The organism is Halopseudomonas oceani (assembly GCF_963677335.1).
In the GTDB taxonomy this organism is placed as follows: domain Bacteria; phylum Pseudomonadota; class Gammaproteobacteria; order Pseudomonadales; family Pseudomonadaceae; genus Halopseudomonas; species Halopseudomonas oceani.
Map to the genome: position 1 here is coordinate 229,973 of NZ_OY781932.1, position 19,784 is coordinate 249,756.

17 protein-coding genes are annotated in these 19,784 nt (G+C 62.2%); 9 read left to right on the plus strand and 8 right to left on the minus strand.

Annotation, left to right across the window (positions count from 1 at the left end):
- Positions 1 to 42: 42 nt before the first annotated feature.
- Together gabD and ACKPCU_RS01000 are read right to left on the minus strand one after the other, a co-directional pair.
- Positions 43 to 1,503, minus strand: coding sequence for an NADP-dependent succinate-semialdehyde dehydrogenase (gene gabD, locus ACKPCU_RS00995; protein ID WP_104739908.1), 1,461 nt, complete (start codon positions 1,501 to 1,503; stop codon positions 43 to 45).
- Positions 1,504 to 1,733: 230 nt separating this feature from the next.
- A complete protein-coding gene (locus ACKPCU_RS01000) occupies positions 1,734 to 2,201 on the minus strand; it encodes a MarR family winged helix-turn-helix transcriptional regulator (protein WP_088276256.1) in 468 nt (155 codons plus the stop codon).
- Positions 2,202 to 2,449: 248 nt separating this feature from the next.
- On the opposite strand from ACKPCU_RS01000, the gene ACKPCU_RS01005 reads away from it, so the two are divergent.
- A complete protein-coding gene (locus ACKPCU_RS01005) occupies positions 2,450 to 4,519 on the plus strand; it encodes a TonB-dependent receptor family protein (RefSeq protein WP_321349173.1) in 2,070 nt (689 codons plus the stop codon).
- A 9-nt stretch (positions 4,520 to 4,528) separates the two neighbouring features.
- On the opposite strand, the gene ACKPCU_RS01010 is transcribed toward ACKPCU_RS01005, so the two are convergent.
- Together ACKPCU_RS01010 and ACKPCU_RS01015 are read right to left on the minus strand one after the other, a co-directional pair.
- On the minus strand, positions 4,529 to 5,677 hold the full coding sequence (locus ACKPCU_RS01010) for an MFS transporter (protein WP_104739906.1): 1,149 nt from the start codon (positions 5,675 to 5,677) through the stop codon (positions 4,529 to 4,531).
- A gap of 197 nt (positions 5,678 to 5,874) precedes the next feature.
- Positions 5,875 to 7,374 carry an aldehyde dehydrogenase gene (locus ACKPCU_RS01015; protein ID WP_321349174.1) on the minus strand — a complete coding sequence of 500 codons (1,500 nt, stop codon included), beginning with the start codon at positions 7,372 to 7,374 and terminating at the stop codon, positions 5,875 to 5,877.
- Between the two features lie 240 nt (positions 7,375 to 7,614).
- Here ACKPCU_RS01015 and aptA point away from each other — a divergent pair, with 240 nt between their 5' ends.
- The 4 genes from aptA (at position 7,615) to ACKPCU_RS01035 (ending at position 12,301) form a co-directional block, all read left to right on the plus strand.
- Complete coding sequence (gene aptA, locus ACKPCU_RS01020; protein ID WP_321349175.1) at positions 7,615 to 8,952, plus strand: omega-aminotransferase AptA; 1,338 nt, start codon at positions 7,615 to 7,617, stop codon at positions 8,950 to 8,952.
- Positions 8,953 to 9,007: 55 nt separating this feature from the next.
- A complete protein-coding gene (locus tag ACKPCU_RS01025; RefSeq protein ID WP_104739903.1) occupies positions 9,008 to 9,370 on the plus strand; it encodes a cupin domain-containing protein in 363 nt (120 codons plus the stop codon).
- A gap of 78 nt (positions 9,371 to 9,448) precedes the next feature.
- Positions 9,449 to 10,204, plus strand: coding sequence for a substrate-binding periplasmic protein (locus tag ACKPCU_RS01030; RefSeq protein ID WP_321349176.1), 756 nt, complete (start codon positions 9,449 to 9,451; stop codon positions 10,202 to 10,204).
- Positions 10,205 to 10,393: 189 nt separating this feature from the next.
- Complete coding sequence (locus tag ACKPCU_RS01035; RefSeq protein WP_321349177.1) at positions 10,394 to 12,301, plus strand: beta-ketoacyl synthase; 1,908 nt, start codon at positions 10,394 to 10,396, stop codon at positions 12,299 to 12,301.
- A 40-nt stretch (positions 12,302 to 12,341) separates the two neighbouring features.
- Here the strand turns inward: ACKPCU_RS01035 and ACKPCU_RS01040 are convergent, their stop codons facing one another.
- Positions 12,342 to 13,349, minus strand: a complete 1,008-nt coding sequence (locus tag ACKPCU_RS01040) for an adenosine deaminase (protein ID WP_321349178.1) — start codon at positions 13,347 to 13,349, stop codon at positions 12,342 to 12,344.
- A 450-nt stretch (positions 13,350 to 13,799) separates the two neighbouring features.
- Positions 13,800 to 14,459 carry a glutathione S-transferase family protein gene (locus ACKPCU_RS01045; protein ID WP_104739691.1) on the minus strand — a complete coding sequence of 220 codons (660 nt, stop codon included), beginning with the start codon at positions 14,457 to 14,459 and terminating at the stop codon, positions 13,800 to 13,802.
- A 168-nt stretch (positions 14,460 to 14,627) separates the two neighbouring features.
- Here ACKPCU_RS01045 and ACKPCU_RS01050 point away from each other — a divergent pair, with 168 nt between their 5' ends.
- Both ACKPCU_RS01050 and ACKPCU_RS01055 read left to right on the plus strand, forming a co-directional pair.
- Complete coding sequence (locus tag ACKPCU_RS01050) at positions 14,628 to 14,870, plus strand: TIGR02647 family protein (RefSeq protein WP_104739692.1); 243 nt, start codon at positions 14,628 to 14,630, stop codon at positions 14,868 to 14,870.
- 8 nt (positions 14,871 to 14,878) lie between these two features.
- On the plus strand, positions 14,879 to 17,719 hold the full coding sequence (locus ACKPCU_RS01055; protein WP_321349179.1) for a class I adenylate cyclase: 2,841 nt from the start codon (positions 14,879 to 14,881) through the stop codon (positions 17,717 to 17,719).
- A 5-nt stretch (positions 17,720 to 17,724) separates the two neighbouring features.
- On the opposite strand, the gene ACKPCU_RS01060 is transcribed toward ACKPCU_RS01055, so the two are convergent.
- The gene (locus tag ACKPCU_RS01060) at positions 17,725 to 17,919 is read right to left on the minus strand and encodes a DUF1289 domain-containing protein (RefSeq protein WP_229744499.1); all 195 of its coding nucleotides are present in this window, start codon (positions 17,917 to 17,919) and stop codon (positions 17,725 to 17,727) included.
- Positions 17,916 to 18,251, minus strand: coding sequence for an iron donor protein CyaY (gene cyaY, locus ACKPCU_RS01065; RefSeq protein ID WP_321349180.1), 336 nt, complete (start codon positions 18,249 to 18,251; stop codon positions 17,916 to 17,918). Before cyaY ends, ACKPCU_RS01060 begins: the two co-directional genes overlap by 4 nt.
- Positions 18,252 to 18,382: 131 nt before the next feature.
- Here cyaY and lptM point away from each other — a divergent pair, with 131 nt between their 5' ends.
- Together lptM and lysA are read left to right on the plus strand one after the other, a co-directional pair.
- Entirely contained in the window at positions 18,383 to 18,523 is a 141-nt protein-coding gene (gene lptM, locus ACKPCU_RS01070) for an LPS translocon maturation chaperone LptM (protein ID WP_104739696.1), read from the plus strand.
- Between the two features lie 7 nt (positions 18,524 to 18,530).
- Complete coding sequence (gene lysA / locus ACKPCU_RS01075) at positions 18,531 to 19,784, plus strand: diaminopimelate decarboxylase (RefSeq protein ID WP_321349181.1); 1,254 nt, start codon at positions 18,531 to 18,533, stop codon at positions 19,782 to 19,784.

Below are 19,784 nucleotides of genomic sequence, written 5' to 3' on the forward strand. Positions count from 1 at the left end.
GGGAGCAAACGGCTCCCCGTCAGGTTGGTGCACAGGAGCGGCTCAGATGCCGCCCAGACAGAGGTACTTGATCTCGATGTATTCTTCGATGCCGTACTTGGATCCTTCACGACCGAGACCCGAGGACTTCATGCCACCGAAGGGCGCGACTTCGTTCGAGATAAGCCCGGTGTTGATACCGACCATGCCGTACTCCAGCGCCTCGGCCACGCGGAACACCCGACTCAGGTCGCGGGCGTAGAAGTAGGCCGCCAAACCGAACTCGGTGTCGTTGGCCTGACGGATCACATCACTTTCGTCGCTAAAGCGGAACAGCGGCGCCAGCGGGCCGAAAGTCTCTTCGCGGGCGACGGCCATGCTGCTGTCCACGCCGGTGAGGATGGTCGGCTCGAAGAAGAAGCCACCGAGCTCATGGGGTTTGCCGCCAGCGATGACCTTGGCGCCCTTGTCGGTCGCATCCTTGAGATGGCGCTGCACCTTCTCGACGGCGCGGGCATCGATCAGCGGGCCGGTGGTTACCCCAGCCTCGGTGCCATCACCCACCTTCAGCTTGGCAACAGCATCAGCCAGCTTGGCGGAGAAGGCGTCGTAAACTGAATCCTGCACGTAAATGCGGTTGGCGCAGACGCAGGTCTGACCAGCGTTGCGGTACTTGGAGATCATCGCGCCCTCGACCGCGGCATCAAGATCGGCATCATCAAAGACGATGAAGGGCGCGTTGCCGCCCAGTTCCAGCGACAGCTTCTTCAGCGTCGGCGCGCACTGCTCCATCAGCTTGATACCCACGCCGGTAGACCCAGTGAAAGACAGCTTGCGTACCACCGGGTTGCCGCACAGTTCATCACCCACTTCGCGGGAGCGATCCACATCCGCGGTTACCACGCTGAACAGACCGGCCGGTACGCCCGCCTGCTCGGCCAGGTGGGCCAGCGCCAGCGCAGAAAACGGGGTTTGTGGCGCGGGTTTAAGGACCATCGCACAGCCGGCGGCCAGGGCCGGACCAACCTTGCGGGTAATCATGGCTGCGGGGAAATTCCAGGGCGTGATCGCCGCGGTCACACCGACCGGCTCCTTCTGCACCAGAATGCGCTTGTCGGCCTGGTGACCGGGAATCACGTCGCCATAGACGCGCTTGGCCTCTTCGCCGAACCATTCCAGAAAAGAAGCGGCATAAGCCACTTCACCACGGGCTTCAGCCAGCGGTTTGCCTTGCTCTGCAGTCATGATGCGCGCCAGGTCTTCCTGATTCTGCATCATCAGCTCAAACCACTTGCGCAGCACCTGCGCACGTTCCTTGGCAGTGCGCTGACGCCATTGCTGCTGCGCCTCGCGGGCGGCTTCAATGGCACGACGGGTTTCTTCGCCGCCCATGTTCGGCACACTGCCAAGCCGTTCATGGGTCGCCGGGTTGGCGATCTCGGTACGCGCACCCTTATCGGCCTCGCACCAGTGACCGGCGACATAGGCTTGCTGGCGAAACAAGTCAGGGCAATGCAGTTCCATCCGAAATTTCCTCGTAACAGGGAGAGCATCGGCTGTCGTAACGCATTTAAAACAGCCTTGTTTGATATTTCAAACATGCTAAGCGTGCAGACGCGCGCAGGCAATACCCGAACAAAGAAAAAGCGGAGCAAAAGGAAACACTGATTAATTCCGCACGCCCTGAATGCCAGAGGGCGTGCGGAATTAATCAGTGCTTGCTAAACACGATGCCCGAGAACCGGGCAGCAAAATCAGGCGGCGGTTTCGCCGTCGAACAACTCGGGGCGCACCTGCTGGCCTTCTTCAAGCAGGCCAGCGACCCGTTGCAAACTGGCCAGCAGCATCAGTTGCTCCCAGTCGGCCAACTGACCAAAGCGCTCGAGAAAAGCGCCCGGCAGCAACGCAGGCTCGGCCTGAATGGCCGCCAGCCCCTTCTCGGTCAGGGCCAGATGTACCTTGCGCTTGTCACTGGTACTGCGCACCCGATGCAGCAGATCGCGACTTTCCAGACGATCAATGATGGTACTGAGCGTCGCTTGCGATACACTAACCTGCCGCGCCAGATCACCAAGGGTACTTTCACCCATCGCCTTGATGCTGTGCAGAATCAGCAATTGAATGGGCGTCAGGCCGCTGTGGCGACCAAGACGCTTAGCGTGAATCTCGCTAGCGCGCTGCAATCGGCGCAGGGCGAGATAAAGATCGTGCATCATATGCATGACGTTGGCACCTCCAGACTACGAAGCTCCCCTGCCTGCCTGAAAGTTACAGCAGTAACAAGGAACCTTCCCAAAACAAAATGAATAACGCGCTAGATTACACCTAATTTACTTTTACTTCAAAGTATTTTCTCGCTACCCCCCATATCCCCCCCATCGCCGCGGCTGCTCGCATACGGACGCGCTGTTAGACTGTCGCCTCTGCTGCCGAAACGGCGAAATACAACCGATAACAACAGTCCGCCCCGATGAAGCCCACTGCCATCCGGGTCATGCTCAGCAGCGCGCTGCTGTGCACGGCCACCAGCGCATACAGCGCAACCGTTCAACTCCCGACTCAGACCGTACTAGGTGCCAGCGATGACAGCCGCGATCTGAGTCTGCCACTGGCCCGCAGCACGCTGTTTGCCGACGACCTCTCTACAGCACATCTCGGCGCCAACCTGTCGGAATCCCTGCAGCGGGTTCCCGGTCTGCTCGCGCTGAACCGCCAGAACTACGCCCAGGATGTGCAGATTTCCTCCCGTGGCTTTGGCGCCCGCGCCCAGTTTGGTGTGCGCGGTGTGCGCCTGCTGCAGGACGGCATTCCGCTTACCATGCCAGACGGTCAGGGCCAGCCGGCGCTGTTCGACCTCGACAACCTGGCGCGCATCGAAGTGCTGCGTGGCCCGCTCAGCAGCCTGTACGGCAACGCCTCGGGCGGCATTATTCAGGGCTTCAGCAGCGAAGGCAGCTTCTACCCGACACTGGAAAGCCGCAGCAGCGTCGGTAGCGACGGGCTTTGGCGCTCGCGCCTGAAGTACGGCGCCCAATACGGCGACCTCAATGTTGCCGCCAACGTTTCTCGACTGGAAACCGACGGCTACCGCGACCATAGCGAAACCCGCCGCGACATGGCCAACCTGCGTCTGGGCTGGGATATCGACGATGCCTCCAGCCTGACCCTGTTGTTCAACGCGCTGGATCAGCCAGACACCCAGGACCCGCTGGGCCTGACCGCTGCAGCGCTCGACGCCGACCGCCAACAGGCCGTCGCGCAAGCCGAGCGCTTCGATACCCGCAAGAGCATCAGCCATCAACAGTTGGGCATGAACTATCAGCGCCGCCTGACCAATGACGATCAGATCACCGTCATGGTCTACGGTGGCGAGCGCGACGTGCAGCAGTTTCTAGCCTTCCCCGGCAACTCGCAGTATTCCGGTGGTGGCGTGATCGAGCTGGACCGCCGTTTCGGCGGCAGCGAGCTGGGCTGGCAGCGCGACACCGCGCTGTTCGAATTACCGGTCACGCTGGCCGCCGGGCTGAGCTGGGGCTATCAGGGCGAAGGCCGCAAAGGCTTCGTCAACCAGTTCGGCCGCAAGGGCGGCCTGCAACGCAACGAATTCAATCGAGTGGAAAGCCGCGAAGCCTATCTGATCAGCACCTGGCAACTGGCGCCGCGCTGGAGCCTGACGACAGGTGCCCGCTACAGCAAGGTCAACTTCGACTCCGATGACAAGTACCTGGTCGACGGCCAGAACGACAGCGGTTCGGTCCGCTACGACGAAACCACACCGGCACTCGGGCTGAGCTATCAGTGGACACCGACCCTCAGCGTCTACGGCGCCATTGGCAAGGGCTTTGAAACACCGACCGCGCAAGAGCTGGCCTACCGTCCGGGCGGCAGCGGCCTGAATCTGCAGCTGCGCCCCAGCACCGCCGACAACGCCGAAGTCGGATTCAAACTGCGCCGAGACCGGACCCAAGTGGACATGGCGCTGTTCTACACCCGCGTCGACAATGAAATCGTTACCGGCGAACCGCAGCTCAATACCGATCGCTCGACCTACGCCAACGCCGGCAAGTCGACCCGCCGCGGCGTCGAGCTGAGCGTCGAGCAGCAGCTCACCTCTCAGCTGACCGGCTATCTGGCCTACACCTGGCTGGACGCCCGGTTTGACCGCTACATCAACGGTAACGGCGATGATCTGGCCGACAACCGCCTGCCGGGCATACCGCGCCACAGCCTCTACGCAGAACTGGCCTGGCAGCCGACCGAGGGATTCACCACCGCGCTGGAAATGCAGAGCCTGAGCCAGCGCTACGCCAATGACGACAACAGCGCAGAAGCTCCCGGCTACGCCGCCTTCAACTGGCGCGCCAGCTATCGCCAGCAGCTCGGCGGCTGGCAGCTGGAGCCCTTTGCCCGCGTCGACAACCTGACCGACCGCGAGTACATCGGCTCGTTGATCGTTAACGGCGCCGGCGCGCGTTACTACGAACCGGCGCCCGAGCGCAGCTGGCTGGTTGGCCTGGACGTGCAGTACCGCTGGGACTGAGCCCGGCGGCTAGGCGCGGTCAATGCTGACCGCGTCAAATGCGCCCTGGCGGCGCGCCAGCAACACGAAGATCAGCGCGGCGATCGCCATCATGATTGGCAGCGCGTGGCCGGTCAGCCACTCACTGACTGCACCGGTCAGCATCGGCCCGAGCAGACAGCCCAGCCCCCAGAGCATGGCAATGTGCGCATTGGCACGCACCAGCTCATCGTCGCGATAACGCTGACCAACCAGAATGATCGACAGGGTGTAAAGCGCTCCGGCGCTGGCGCCGAACAACACCAGCACTGGCCAGACCAGCACCGTGTGCAGCGCAAATGGCAGCGCCAGACTGCTGAGCAGCAGCACCAGCCCGCAGAACTTGAACAGTGCAGTGCGGGAGATACGATCCGCCAGCGCGCCGACCGGCACCTGCAGCACTGCGTCGCCGATTACGACGGTACTCACCATCACCAACGCCAGTTGCTGGGCAAAGCCCTCGCGGATCAGATAAACCGGCAGCAACGTCAGGGTCATGGTCTCGAAGCCGGCAAACAGCACCATCGCCCAGGCAATCGCCGGCAGCTGGCGTACGAATGTGCGGAATCCACGTCCATCGGCTGCAGCCGCATCCACCACCGGGGCCCCCGATACTGTCATCAGCATCAGGCTGCCAAACACCAGCAGACCGGTCGCCAGCCAGAAACCGCTGTCCGCCTCAGTGCCGATGAAGCCGAGCAGCAGCGGCCCGCACAACTGACTGAGCGCAAAGCCACTGCCATACACCGCCACCAGGCGGCCACGTAGGCGGTCCGGCACGATCTGGTTGATCCAGCTTTCGCCGAGGATGAAGGTCACCGTCAGCGAAATGCCCAGTACCAGCCGCAGCAGCAGCCACACCGGGTAGCTCGGCCAGACCGCCAGCAGCGCCACCGACACCGCGCTGCAGGCCATCACTAGCCGCAGCGTGTTCTCCGACCCGATGCGTCCAGCCAGCCGACCGCTCAGGCGCGAGCCCAGCACGATCCCGACCGCTGGCATACCCGCCATGATGCCTATGGCAAAGGTGCTGTAACCCCATTCGTGCAGACGCAGCGACACCAACGGCAGGGTCACGCCCAGCGCCAGCCCGACGATCACCACCGCGGCGGTCACAACGGTGTAGGTTTTCCAGTTCATAGGGGTCTCAAGCCGCAAGCCGCAAGCCGCAAGCCGCAAGCGAAACAGGGTAAGCTCGACGGCTAGGTCATAAAGTATTTTTACAACGTCCCGCAGCCTTATAAGGCTTTAGCAAAGCCCGCGTGATTCAAGCCCACACGGGTTTTACTTGCAGCTTGAAGCTTGCCGCTTGCCGCTGCTCCAAGCAGCGCAGCTGCTTAGAGCTTGATCCAAGTCGCCTTCAGTTCGGTGTACTTGTCGAAGGCATGCAGCGACTTGTCGCGGCCGTTACCGGACTGCTTGAAGCCACCAAAGGGCGCCGTCATGTCGCCACCGTCATACTGGTTGACCCAGACACTGCCCGCGCGCAGGGTACGCGCCGCACGGTGCGCCTTGGACAGGTCGCTGGTCCAGACCGCCGCCGCCAGACCGTAGATGGTGTCATTGGCGATCTGCATGGCTTCGTCGAAGCTGTTGAAACCGATAACCGACAGTACCGGTCCGAAGATTTCCTCGCGGGCAATGCGCATGCTGTTGGTCACGCCATCAAACACGGTGGGTTCGACAAACAGGCCGCCGGTTTCTTCCATCACCCGCTTGCCGCCGAGCTTGAGGGTCGCTCCGTCGGCGTGGCCGGCGTCGATGTAACGCAGCACAGTTTCGATCTGGGTGGTATCGACCAGCGCGCCAACGCTGGTGTTCGGGTCCAGCGGATGGCCCGGTGCCCAGCTGCGCTTCAGCGCCTCGACCACCTTGGCGACAAACGCCTCGCGAATCGACTCTTCCACCAGCAAGCGCGAGCCGGCGGTACAGACCTCGCCCTGGTTGTAGGCGATGGCGCTGGCAGCGGCTTCAGCCGCGGCATCCAGATCCGGCGCATCGGCGAACACCACGTTCGGGCTCTTGCCGCCGGCCTCCAGCCAGACACGCTTCATGTTCGACTCGCCGGCGTAGATCATCAGTTGCTTGGCAACGCGAGTGGAGCCGGTGAACACCAGGGTATCGACGTCCATGTGCAGCGCCAGCGCCTTGCCAACGGTGTGGCCGTAGCCGGGCAACACGTTCAGCACGCCCGCCGGGATACCCGCTTCCACCGCCAGCGCAGCGACACGAATCGCAGTCAGCGGGGACTTCTCCGACGGTTTGAGTACCACCGAGTTACCGGTTGCCAGTGCCGGGCCCAGCTTCCAGCTGGCCATCAGCAGCGGGAAGTTCCACGGCACGATGGCCGCAACCACACCGACCGGCTCGCGGGTCACCAGACCCAGCTCGTCGTGGGCGGTCGGCGCGACTTCGTCATACACCTTGTCGATTGCCTCGGCGCTCCAGCGTATCGAGCGCGCTGCACCGGTAATATCCACCGCCAACGAATCGCCGATTGGCTTGCCCATGTCGAGAGTTTCCAGCAATGCCAGCTCTTCGCGGTGCTGTTCGATCAGGTCAGCAAAGCGCTGCATGATGCGCTTGCGCTGCACCGGCGACTTGCGCGACCAGACACCGCTGTCGAACACCGCACGCGCGTTGGCGACCGCCTGGTCGGCATCAGCCTGATCGCAGCTGGCGATCTGCGCCAGCACGCGACCGTCGATCGGCGATACGCAGTCGAAGGTTTCACCGCTGATCGCCGGCTGGTATTGGCCAGCCACAAACGCCTGTCCCTGAATCTGCAGCGCGGCCGCGCGCTGCTCCCAGTCCTGCCGACTGACTGCCTTGGTCATGTTCTGCTCCTCGCTGCCATTGCGCTGAAGGGAATTGAAATCCCGGCAACAGTAATTCAGCCCACGGGGATAATTCAATATTTTTGACAAATCATAGAAAAAGAACCGCTCTGTTTCGCTAAACGCCACTTTGACGTTTGTTATTTTTGACATAGACTTTCCCTCATCAGCGCCACCGCCCACCCACCCCGACGATGACATTGCAGTTCGTCTCTTCCGCCACGCAATCAGGAACGCGCCATGACCAGCTTGCAGCACCCGAATCCCGCCCAGGACCTCAGCCTCGACCCGTTCTGGATGCCCTTTACCGCCAACCGCCAGTACAAGGCTCGCCCGCGTCTGCTAACCAGCGCGCAGGGTGTGTTCTACACCGATGCCGACGGGCGACAGGTACTAGATGGCACCTCCGGGCTCTGGTGCTGCAATGCGGGTCATGGTCGCCGCGAGATTTCCGAAGCCGTCAGCCGTCAGATTCAGCAGATGGACTTTGCCCCAACGTTCCAGATGGGCCACCCGCTGCCGTTCCAGTTGGCCGAGCGTCTGAGCGAACTGGCTCCAGCCGGCCTGAACCGGGTGTTCTTCACCAACTCGGGCTCCGAGTCGGTCGATACCGCACTGAAAATCGCACTCGGTTACCAGCGCGCCATCGGCCAAGGTACCCGCACCCGGCTGATCGGTCGTGAGCTGGGTTATCACGGCGTCGGTTTCGGCGGCGTATCGGTCGGCGGCATGGCTAACAACCGCAAGGCATTTATCCCGCAGCTGCCCGGTGTAGATCACCTGCCACATACCCTGGACCTTGAGCGCAACGCCTTCACCAAAGGCTTGCCTGCCTTCGGCGTCGAACGCGCCGAGGCGCTGGAAGCACTGGTTGCCCTGCACGGTGCCGAGAACATTGCCGCCGTCATCGTCGAGCCGATGTCTGGCTCCGCGGGCGTGATCCTGCCGCCACAGGGTTACCTACAGCGGCTGCGCGAGATCACCAGCAAGCACGGTATCCTGCTGATCTTCGACGAGGTCATCACCGGATACGGCCGCGTTGGCGCACCGTTCGCCTCGCAACGCTGGGGCGTCACCCCGGACATCATCACTACCGCCAAGGGGCTGACTAACGGGGCTATTCCGATGGGCGCAGTGTTCGTTGCCCAGCATATTCACGACGCCTTCATGCAAGGTCCGAAGGGGCTGATCGAGTTCTTCCACGGTTACACCTATTCCGGCCATCCGGTGGCCGCTGCGGCCGCGCTGGCGACCCTCGACATCTACGCCAACGAGCAATTGCTGACCCGCGCTGCTGAGCTGGAAGACTACTGGGCCGACGCGCTGCACCGCTTGCGCGACCTGCCGAACGTGATCGACATTCGCAATACTGGCCTGGTCGGCGCCGTACATCTGGCCAGCCGTCCGGACGCCCCCGGCGCCCGCGGCTACGAGGTGTTCGATGGCTGTTTCTGGGAAGGCGCAATGGTGCGCTGCAGCGGCGATATCATCGCCATGTCGCCGCCACTGACCGTGGAAAAAGCCGAGCTGGATCGGCTGATTGATACCCTCGCCACCGTCATCCGTCGCACCACCTGACTTTGCCCGGCTGCCGTCGGGAGCGACGGCAGCCACCTCCTGACAGGAAACCATCATGAGCATTTCCAGCATTGTTGATTTCGCCAGCGCCGACACCCCGGCTGAACACTATCGCCCTGACGCCGCCAAAATCATCAGCGGCGATCCGGCGCAGAACGTGCGCAATCACTACAGCAGCCCGGACGGGCGATTCAGCACCGGCGTATGGGAAGCAGAACCCGGCCACTGGACCGTCAGCTACAGCGAACACGAGTACTGTGAAATTCTCGAAGGTGAGTCGGTACTGCACGACGCCGACGGAAACAGTCGGGTGCTGCGCACCGGCGACCGCTTTGTCATCCCGGCCGGTTTCAGCGGCAGCTGGGAGGTACGCGAGCGCACCCGCAAGGTCTATGTGATCTACGAACCGGCCAGGTGATCCGCGCCCCGCATGGTTGACGTACCGCCCCCCAAGACCTAGGTTGAGGGGGCAGTACGAACATTGCTGGAGCACTCAGTGACGCGATCCATCCTCATTTGTTGCCTGCTATCGCTGACACTGACAGCGACTCGCGCTGGTGCGCAGGAGACAGCGCCGCTGGAATTTGCACTGGCCGACTTCCCTCCCTACTTCCAGCTCGATGGTAAGGGAGAGCCAAGCGGCCCGGTGCTTGATCTGACCGCCGCCCTGTTTGCCGAGGCTGAGTTGCCCTATTCCATTCGGGCCTACCCAGCAGCACGGTTATACAATCGTCTACAGCAGGGACAGACCAGTGTTTCCATGGCAGGCGACGGCCATCCGGGCATGCTGGCAGGCGCGCTGCAGGGCAACACGCCCATCTTCAACCTTGCCCTGAATGTGTACCGCAAGCCACAGCAGCCTCCCATACACTCAGTTGCCGACCTCGCTGGCAACAGCGTAATTCTGATGGGGGCCTACAGCTACGGTGCCCTTGGACAACAACTGCGGGCACCCGGCGCAAGCGTCAGGGTCGCTCCTGCCAACAGCCATGCCTCTGCCTTGCAGATGCTGCTGCACGACCGCGCCCATTATCTGCTCAACTACGCCGATCCGATGCGCGGATTGCTCAGCGGGCTACCGTTAAACAGCGTTGTGAGTGACCCGCTGTTGCGTATGGATGTCTACCTCTTTGTATCCCGTGCCCACCCTGACGCAGAAGCGCTACGCGACCGGCTGGACACCGCACTGCGCGCGCTGGAGGAACGGGGTGAAGTGCAGCGTATTCTGGACGCGGCAGACTACAACCAGTGAATGTCTGCCCCCTCTGATTACAAAAACACATTGGTCTAAACGTGACCAGCCGGTTACATTTCTCGTCAGCACTGACATCGAAACCAACAATCCAATCGTCCCTCTGATCGGGTAGCGGCCAGCTTGGCCCCCTTGCCACCCGATCCTGCTCCCGCGGGGGAGCCAGGACACAGCCAGGAGTCCAGTCTGATGTCGCGTTTACCGGTCATTGTCGGCTTCGGCGGCTACAACGCCGCCGGCCGCAGCTCTTTCCACCACGGTTTTCGGCGCATGGTGATCGAGTCCCTGCCCGTGGCCGATCGGCAGGAAACCCTAGCGGGTCTGGCCGTTTTGATGAAGCTGGTGAGCGTCGAGAACGACCAGTACCTGGATGCCGACGGCCAGCCGCTGAGTGCAGCCGACATCGAGCAGCGCTTCGGCCAGCAGATCCTCGACAGCACCCTGGTGCGCCGCATCGAGAAACGCTACCTGGACGTCGACGCCGCCCATTGGCAAAAGAATCTGACCGTTACCGGCGAGGCCGGCAAGCCGTTCTCCTTCATCACCCTGAGCAAACAGTTGCCAGAGCCGCTGCCGAGCGACTGGGTGGTTGAACCGCTGAACGACACCGAAGTCATGGTCACCGTATACGATGGCTGCGACCTCAAGATCGACAGTTTCCGTGCCCTGCCGGTCAAATCTGCCGGCCAGCTGCCCAGTGGCCTGGAGCCCGGCGAACTGTATGCCTCGCGCTTCCACCCGCGCGGCCTGCAACTGACCATCGTTTCCGCTACCGACGCCCTGCGCTCGGTCGGCATCGACTGGCAAACCATTGCCAACAGCGTCGAGCCCGATGAGGTCGCGGTATTTGCCAGCAGCGCCATGAGCCAACTCGACGAGAACAGCTTCGGCGGGCTGATGCAGTCACGCCTGAAGGGCAGCCGGGTCAGCGCCAAGCAGCTGGCACTCGGTCTGAACAGCATGCCGGCGGATTTCATCAACGCCTACATTCTCGGCAGTGTCGGCACCACCGGCGCAATCACCGGTGCCTGCGCCAGCTTCCTCTACAACCTGCAAAAAGGCAGCGACATGATCACCAGCGGCCGCGCCCGCGTGGTGCTGGTCGGTAACGGGGAAGCACCGATTACCCAGGAATGTCTCGAGGGCTACGGCGCCATGGGCGCGCTGGCCACCGAAGACGGCCTGCGCCAGGTCGGTGGCAGCGACGAAGTCGATTTCCGCCGCGCCAGCCGCCCGTTCAGCGAGAACTGCGGCTTCACGCTGGCCGAGTCCGGTCAGTTCTTCGTGCTGATGGACGACGCTCTGGCAATGGAACTCGGCGCTGACATCCACGGCGCCGTGCCGGATGTCTTTATCAACGCTGATGGTTTCAAAAAATCCATTTCCGCTCCCGGCCCCGGCAACTATCTGACCATGGCCAAAGCCGTACATGCCGCCATGCAGATCGTCGGTCCGGAAGCGGTCCGCCAGCGCAGCTTTATTCACGCGCACGGCTCCAGCACACCCGCCAACCGCGTCACCGAGTCCGAGATTCTCGACCGCGTGGCTGCGGCATTCGATATCAGCAGTTGGCCCATCGCCGCGGTGAAAGCCTACGTTGGGCACTCGCTGGCCAGTGCCAGTGCCGACCAACTGGCCGCAACCCTCGGTAGCTTCAAATACCAGATCATTCCCGGAATCAAGACTATCGATCAGGTCGCCGCTGATGTGCACCAGCAGCGCCTGCTGATCAGCACCCGCGATATCGATCGCAGCCAGCTGCCGCTTGAAGTCGCGTTCATCAACTCCAAGGGTTTTGGCGGCAACAACGCCAGCGCTGTGGTGATTGCGCCAACGGTGGTCGAGCGCATGCTGAAGAAGCGCTATGGCGTGGCGGCATTCGAGGCCTGGCAGCAGCGCCGCGAACAGACTCGGGCCGCCGCCGAGGCCTACAACCAGCGCGCGCTCAAGGGCCAGCTGGACATCATCTACAACTTCGGTCAGAACATGATCGACGAGTCGGCGATCAAGATCAGCGACGCGCAGATCCAGGTGCCAGGCTTCAGCAAGGCGCTGACCTTCCGCACCGATGAGCGCTTCAAGGACATGCTCGACTGATTGACCCAAGGGGCACGGCCAGCCGTGCCCCGCTCCCGCCTCAGGCCACCTCGGCCAGTTTTGCCAGCCACCCGGCTTGCTCGGCTTCACTCAGCAGACTCGCCGTAATGCTGTTGCGCGCCAGCGCGATTGCTTGCTCACGGGTCATATTCAGCGCGTCACGCACCGCAACAAAGTTGGCCAGCAGATAACCGCCGAAATAGGCTGGGTCGTCCGAGTTGATGGTGACCTTCACACCCTGTTCCAGTAGCTGCAGGATGTTGTGCTCACCCATGTCACTGAACACCTTCAAACGGGTATTGGACAGCGGACAGACGGTCAGCGGCATCTGCTCGGCGACCAGCCGTTGCACCAGTTCCGGGCTTTCGACACAACGCACTCCGTGGTCAATGCGCACCACCTTGAGCAGGTCGAGCGCCTGCTCGATATAGTCGGCCGGCCCCTCTTCGCCCGCATGGGCCACGCAAGCCAGCCCGGCCTCCCGGGCGATGGCAAACACCCGCTCGAACTTGTCTGGCGGATTGCCCTGCTCGGAGCTGTCCAGCCCGACGGCGACGAAATGCTCGCGCAGCGGCATGGCTTCCTGCAACGTGTCGATAGCATCCTCCTCGCTCAGATGGCGCAGAAAGCTGAGGATTAGCCGGGAGCTGATACCCAGTTGCCGCTCGCCATCGGCCAGTGCCCGGGAAATACCGGCCAGCTGCAGCGCAATGGGGATGCCACGCACGGTATGGGTCTGCGGATCAAAGAACGGTTCTACATGCACCACACCGTCGGCGGCACAGCGCTGCAAATACGCCCAGGTCAGGTCGTAGAAGTCCTGCTCGGTGCGCAGGGCATCAGCGCCCTGGTAGTAAAGATCGAGAAAGTCCTGCAGGTTGCCGAACTCATAGGCGCCGCGCAGCGCCTCCACATCGGCGTAGGGCAAGGTAATGCCGTTGCGCTCGGCCAGCGCGAACATCAGCTCGGGCTCAAGGCTACCCTCAAGGTGCATGTGCAGCTCGGCCTTGGGCAAGGCTCGAAGAAAGTCGGTATCGGGAAAAGACATGGGCAACTCCTGGAATCCTGCTGCACGAACGTGCAGTTCATGCAGCAAAGGATATGCCAAGGACGGGTTTGCTGTCCTCACATAAGGCGCTTCGCAGACACCCGCGCGACACAGTAGGGAATGACACCATGGAAATTAACCAAGTGCTCAAATGCTTGAGTGTGCACCCGGGGTTCGTCCCGTTTACGCGGGCGAGTAGCGCAGGGTTGACGGGAAAAAGAGTCATAGGATGTCTGAGGCTCGAAGAGCCGAGTTTTATGACTCCCCGTCAGCCCGAGCAACGCAGCGAACCCGAAGGGCCGCGTAGCCGGGTGCCCGGGGGGATCGCCAAGGGGGGCTGGGCAAGCAGCCTCCCCTTGGCTCGCCGTGAAAGGCGAAAAGCGGATTCGACACCAGCACAATGCGGGAAACAGCTAACCGATATTCACCGCTCCGCAACCAACCGACCGCTTACTTACGAGCCCGAATCGCCGCCATAAACGCAGCCATCTCGGCATCCCGATCGGCAGCAACCTGCTGCACGTTGGGGTTCTGCGCCAGCAGTTCCAGCAACGCTGCGCCCTGCGGCAACTCGGCCTTGAGGTCAAGATCAAACAGCTTCTGGGCAACGGTGCAGGCCAAGTCAAAGCTGTAGAGGAAAAACAGGTCGGCGATGGTCATCTCGCTGCCCGCCACATAGGGCGCGAAGCGAGCATGACGTGCCAGGGTGGCAACCCCGGCCAGCAATTCGCCTCGCGCCTTGTCCTTGATCGCCTGATCAACTTTGCCGCCAAAGAACACTTCCATAAAGCAGGAGCGCGCTGGCAACTCGATGTAAAGTTCGATTTCCTTGGTCAGGGCACGCACCACACCTCGCTCGTAGGGATCGCTCGGCAGCAGTGGCTTGCCACCCTGGGTTTCCTCGATGTATTCGAGGATGACATTGGTTTCGTTGAGAAAGCCCTTGTCGGTCTCCAGCACCGGCACCTTGCCGCGCGGGCTGATCGCCAGAAACTCCGGATCCTGACTGCCGTGCACGTGATTGATTTCGAACTCGACACCCTTTTCCAGCAGCGCCAGCTTGGCCATGTTGAAGTAGTTGCTGGCCGCAAAGCCGTGTAGTCTGATCATCCTGTTGTTCTCCATTGTAGGGCGGATGGGGGAAGTGCCCGGCGACACCATGACGCGGTCTGTTTTGTAACCGCTCGGGCGATAATTCACCAGTGTCATCAGGCATCTGAATGCGCCGCCAACGACACCCGGCTAGACTGATTGCAAACCCGAAAAGAGGCTCTCGCAATGCTGACACCCGACGAAATCATCGAAATCAACCTGCTCAGCCAGTTCAACCTGTCCAACTCGCAGGAAGGACTCAAGATTCACAGCCACGATGCCGAGCCAGCAACAGTAGCAGCTGCTGAACGGCTGTTCAGCAAAGGCCTGATTACCCGGAACGATGGAGGCTATCTCACCAGCCTCGGCCTGGACGCAGCCGAGCACAGCCAAACGCTGCTGACCATATTGCGTACTGCGGAGTCCTGACCAGCCACATGCAGTCCCACGGCGAGATCCAGCCACGCATCGAAGAGGGAATCGATCGAAAGGCATTGAATACCCTGCGCAAGCGCTTCATGGCCGTCAACGCCACGCGCCTGCGCCGGGTTCTGCAGACACTGCCAACCCGGCAATACAATGTTCTGCAGTTGGTCCCGCTGTTGTTCGACGTCAATTATCCGCTACTACCGGGCTTTGTCTCCCGGGAAACCCCCTGCGGACTGGCCAGTTTCGAACCGGAAACCGCCAGTCTGCAAATCGCCCAGAATCTGACCCGCAGCTTTCAGTACCGTCGCCACCCCGCTGGCTTCACGCCGCAGATTCAGGCCCTGTACCTGATGGGCAGCGGTGGCACCATCGGCCAATCCGACCAGAGCGACCTGGACATCTGGGTCTGTCACACCCCGGACCTCTCCGCCACCCAGCGCGACGAGCTGAGCCGCAAGTGCCAGGCGATCAGCGACTGGGCCGCCAGCCAGAACTGCGAAGCCCATTTCCACCTGGTCGACCCCATCAGCTTCGCTCAGGGAGCGCGCGACAACGCGCTCGGCATCGAGGACTGCGGCAGCACCCAGCACTACCTGCTGCTGGATGAGTTTTACCGTACTGCCATTCTGCTCGGCGGCCGCTTCCCGCTCTGGTGGCTGGTACCGGTGTACGAGGAAGCGCGCTACGCCCACTACACCGAACAACTGATCACCAAACGGTTCATCAGGACCGCCGACAGTCTGGACTTCGGCCACGTCGCCAACATCCCCGCCGGCGAGTTTGTCGGCGCGGGCCTGTGGCAACTGTTCAAGGGTATCGACTCACCCTATAAATCGGTGCTGAAACTGCTGCTGACTGAGGTCTACTCCAGCGAGCACCCACAGGTCCGCTGCCTCAGCCTGGATTTCAAGCAGGCCATCTTTGCCGGTCAGCTCGATGAAGACGAACTGGACCCGTACGTCATGCTCTACCGTCGACTCGAGCGCTACCTGCTTGAGCGCGGCGAGTCCGAGCGTCTGGAACTGGTCCGACGCTGCCTCTACATCAAGGCCAATGTGCGCCTCAGCCGACGCAGCGGCATGATGGACTGGAAACGCAATATCATGGAAAAGCTGGTGCGCGAGTGGCACTGGGGGCCGCGTCAGCTGCAACAGATGGACGATCGCACCCAATGGCGCATTCGAGAGGTCAGCGCCGAGCGGCGCCAACTGGTCAATGAGCTGACCCACAGCTATCGATTACTGTCCCAGTTCGGCCGCAGTCAGGACGTGATCAACCAAGTCAGTGCCCGCGACCTGTCACTGCTGGGCCGTCGCCTGTACGCCGCCTTCGAGCGCAAGGCGGGCAAGATCGAATTCATCAATCCGGGCATCAGCCCGGACCTCAGCGAGCCGGTACTGACCATTACCCAGAGCCTGTCGGCTGACGAAGGGGAGCCCTACTGGAGCCTCTACCGCGGCACGCTGAATGCGCAGGAGCTGGCCGATCATCTGCCACTGAAGCGCTCGCGTCAGCTACTTGAGCTGCTGGCCTGGGGGCAGCGCAACGGCGTCATCGACGCCGCCACCCGCTTTGCCCTGCACCCGGGCGACAGTGCCCTGACCGAGTATGAACTCAACAGTCTGGTGCAGTGTTTGCGCCAGCAGTTTCCGCTGCCGCTGCCGGCGCTGACCGAAACCGCACTATCGCGCGCCAGCGAGCCCTGCAAGGTGCTGCTGCTGGTCAACATCGGTCTCGATCCGCTACCCGGCAACAGCCAGAAGAATCTGCACCTGATCAGCAGCCACACCGACGCGTTGGGCTACTCCGGCATGCGCGACAACCTGATTCTGAGCATCGATCAGGTCACCCTGAACAGCTGGAACGAACTGCTGGTGCACCAGTACAGCGGCGAGGAAGCCTGCATGCAGGCCCTGCAGGATTACCTCACCAGCGGCCGCGAACACCAGCGCCTGCCGGAACTGGAGGTGCGCTGTTTCTGCCGCAACCGCGCCAGCGCCATCGCCGAGCGGGTCGAGCAGCTGTTTCGCGACGCCTCGGCTCACCTGCTGTCCAGCCCGCCAGAGCGCTTCCTGCTGCAGCTGCAGAACAGCTATCGCGCTCTGGAATGGCAGGACGAACAGATCAGCATGCAGATACTCGCCGACCGCGATCAATTGCTGCGCTACCTCGGCAAGCCACAGCCGCGCTACAGCAAGCTGGCACTCGACAACTACGCACTGCAGGGCCAGGATCTGGCGCTGATCCTGCCGCAGGACCAGCCCGGCCGAATCCAGCTGTTCTATCGTCTGAAGCCCCAGTGGCAGGCAGAAATCAGCCTGCTGGATGAACGCGGCGCCCTGTGGAGCACGCGGCAAAGCTACCGCGATGAGCAAACGCTGTTGCTGCCCCTGTTGCGCTTTCTGCAGAGCATCCGCTTGCGCCGCCAGGCCAATCAGCCGCTGGACAGCAGCGTCAATGAGGATGACCTGCTGGTCTACGCGATTCTGCCGGCACTCGACGGGAACCCACTGCGTATCGAGCAACGGCCATTACCGCGCGGCGGGATGGACCCCGACATCTACGCGGTGCAGGCCATCGCCGAACCCGGTGGACGCCGCGGTCCACGGGTTACCATCTTCTGTGATCACCGCGAATTTTCCGAACTGGAGTATGGCGAGCGGCTGTTCAGGGAGGTGGCGCAGCACATCCTCAGCCGCCGCCGCAACCGTGAGGCCTATCCCTGCTACATCACCGACCTGGACCTCTCCGCCGTCGACCCAGGTGGACGCATGCAAACGGTGCAGTACCTGCGCTATCGGCAGCAGCTGGAAACAGCACTGAACAACGCCATGCAAGCGCTCAGCTGAAGCAGTCAGCGCGCCGTATAGGCAATATTGCGCTCGATCCGGCGCTGCCGGGCAGCGTCGATGATCTCGCACTGACGGCTGTCTGACGCCTTGCCCCACTCCAGAATTTCATCGAGCAACCGACCGCAGCCCATGCACAGATCCCCATCCAGGCAACACTTGCGCACACAGGGCGAAGGCTGACGACCGCGGTCGCTCACAACGACTCCGCGTCAATATCCAATTCGACTTCTTCGCCGCTGATGTCTTCCAGTATCGCGGCCAGCACCTCGCCCAGCGTGCCTTCACCGCTGTCATGCAGCCAGCCACGCTCGGGATCGAAGTTGAAGTGCAGAGTGCGGTCCGGGGTCGCCAGCCAGAGTTCGCGGGACGCCGGCTGACGACCGACCACCAGCCGCTGCCCCTCCGGCAGCATCAGTACCAGCGAGCCGTCGATGTGCTCCATTTCCAGATCCAGATCACCGCCGTCGAGTGCATGCTCGATCAGGTCCTGCACCTGATCAACGGCCTGGTGAAATGTCGCTTCGCTCATGTCCTGCATTGTCTTTCTCTCGTCTGGCTCAGGCGTCTGTGCGCCGTTTTCCGCCCACCGGGCCGCTGGCTGATGCGCCGGACCGGGTGGCTGGGTATACTGCCGGGTATTCTACCTGTAAGGATTTCAACATGAAGCCATTAGCTGCGGCCCTGTTTACGTTGCTGGTTCTCACCGGTTGCGGTCAGAAAGGCCCTCTCTATCTGCCCGAGGACACTGGCGCCAGCTCTGCGGCGCACACCGAGACCACCGAGCAATCGACCGAGAAGTGATGCACCCATGACCGCGTTTGAATACCGCAACGGCGAACTCTACGCTGAAGGCGTCGCCCTGTCCGCTATTGCCGCGCAATACGACACTCCCTGTTTTGTTTACTCGCGTGCGGCCATCGAGCAGGCCTATGGCGCCTGGGACAGTGCGCTGGACGGCATCCCCCATCTGGTCTGCTTCGCAGTCAAGGCCAACTCCAACCTCGGCGTGCTGAACCTGCTGGCCCGCCGCGGCGCCGGTTTCGATATCGTCTCCGGCGGTGAGCTGGAGCGTGTGCTGGCGGCCGGTGGCGAACCGTCGCGCATCGTCTTCTCCGGGCTGGGCAAAACTGCAGCCGAAATGCGCCGAGCACTGGAAGTGGGCATTCACTGCTTCAACGTCGAATCGGCCGCCGAGCTGGAACGTCTGCAGCAGGTCGCTGCGGAGCTGGACGTCAAGGCCCCGATCTCGCTGCGGGTCAACCCGGATGTGGACGCCAAGACCCACCCGTATATCTCGACCGGTCTGAAAGAAAACAAGTTCGGTATCGACATCGCCCAGGCACTGGCCGTCTACCGCCGCGCCGCCGAGCTGAGCCACATCGACATCTGCGGTGTCGACTGCCATATCGGTTCGCAGCTGACCGACGACACGCCGTTTATCGACGCCCTGCAGCGCCTGCTGCAACTGATCGACAGTCTGGCTGCCGAAGGCATCACCATTCGCCACCTCGACCTGGGCGGCGGGCTGGGTGTGACCTACCGTGACGAAGTACCGCCGAGCCCCGGTGCCTACCTGGCCAAGGTGCGCGAAGCGCTGGCCGATCGTGACCTGACGCTGCTGGTCGAACCCGGCCGCTCCATTGTCGCCAACGCCGGCGTGCTGCTGACCCGCGTCAACCTGCTGAAGCCGACCGAGCACAAGAACTTCGCCATTATCGATAGCGCCATGAACGATCTGATCCGCCCGGCCCTGTACAGCGCCTGGATGGGCATCGACCCGGTCAAGCCACGCAGCGACGTTGCCGTGCAAACCTGGGACCTGGTCGGTCCGATCTGCGAGACCGGCGACTTCCTCGGCAAGGACCGTGAACTGGCGCTGGCCGAAGGCGATCTGCTGGCCGTGCGTTCAGCCGGTGCCTACGGTTTTGTCATGAGCTCAAACTACAACACCCGTCCGCGCGCGGCTGAAGTGCTGGTCGACGGAGAAGTCACCCATCTGGTCCGTCGCCGCGAAACCGTCAGCGAACTGCTGGCGGGCGAATCCCTGCTGCCCGAGGCCTGA

Coding starts and splice junctions, on each gene's coding strand:
- ACKPCU_RS01025 (WP_104739903.1), top strand. CDS start 9,008: ATGAGCATTTCCAGCATTGTTGATTTCGCCAGCGCCGACACCCCGGCT.
- ACKPCU_RS01005 (WP_321349173.1), top strand. CDS start 2,450: ATGAAGCCCACTGCCATCCGGGTCATGCTCAGCAGCGCGCTGCTGTGC.
- cyaY (WP_321349180.1), bottom strand. CDS start 18,251: ATGAGCGAAGCGACATTTCACCAGGCCGTTGATCAGGTGCAGGACCTG.
- ACKPCU_RS01055 (WP_321349179.1), top strand. CDS start 14,879: ATGCAGTCCCACGGCGAGATCCAGCCACGCATCGAAGAGGGAATCGAT.
- ACKPCU_RS01015 (WP_321349174.1), bottom strand. CDS start 7,374: ATGACCAAGGCAGTCAGTCGGCAGGACTGGGAGCAGCGCGCGGCCGCG.
- ACKPCU_RS01045 (WP_104739691.1), bottom strand. CDS start 14,459: ATGATCAGACTACACGGCTTTGCGGCCAGCAACTACTTCAACATGGCC.
- ACKPCU_RS01040 (WP_321349178.1), bottom strand. CDS start 13,349: ATGTCTTTTCCCGATACCGACTTTCTTCGAGCCTTGCCCAAGGCCGAG.
- ACKPCU_RS01050 (WP_104739692.1), top strand. CDS start 14,628: ATGCTGACACCCGACGAAATCATCGAAATCAACCTGCTCAGCCAGTTC.
- lptM (WP_104739696.1), top strand. CDS start 18,383: ATGAAGCCATTAGCTGCGGCCCTGTTTACGTTGCTGGTTCTCACCGGT.
- ACKPCU_RS01000 (WP_088276256.1), bottom strand. CDS start 2,201: ATGCATATGATGCACGATCTTTATCTCGCCCTGCGCCGATTGCAGCGC.
- gabD (WP_104739908.1), bottom strand. CDS start 1,503: ATGGAACTGCATTGCCCTGACTTGTTTCGCCAGCAAGCCTATGTCGCC.
- aptA (WP_321349175.1), top strand. CDS start 7,615: ATGACCAGCTTGCAGCACCCGAATCCCGCCCAGGACCTCAGCCTCGAC.
- ACKPCU_RS01035 (WP_321349177.1), top strand. CDS start 10,394: ATGTCGCGTTTACCGGTCATTGTCGGCTTCGGCGGCTACAACGCCGCC.
- ACKPCU_RS01010 (WP_104739906.1), bottom strand. CDS start 5,677: ATGAACTGGAAAACCTACACCGTTGTGACCGCCGCGGTGGTGATCGTC.
- lysA (WP_321349181.1), top strand. CDS start 18,531: ATGACCGCGTTTGAATACCGCAACGGCGAACTCTACGCTGAAGGCGTC.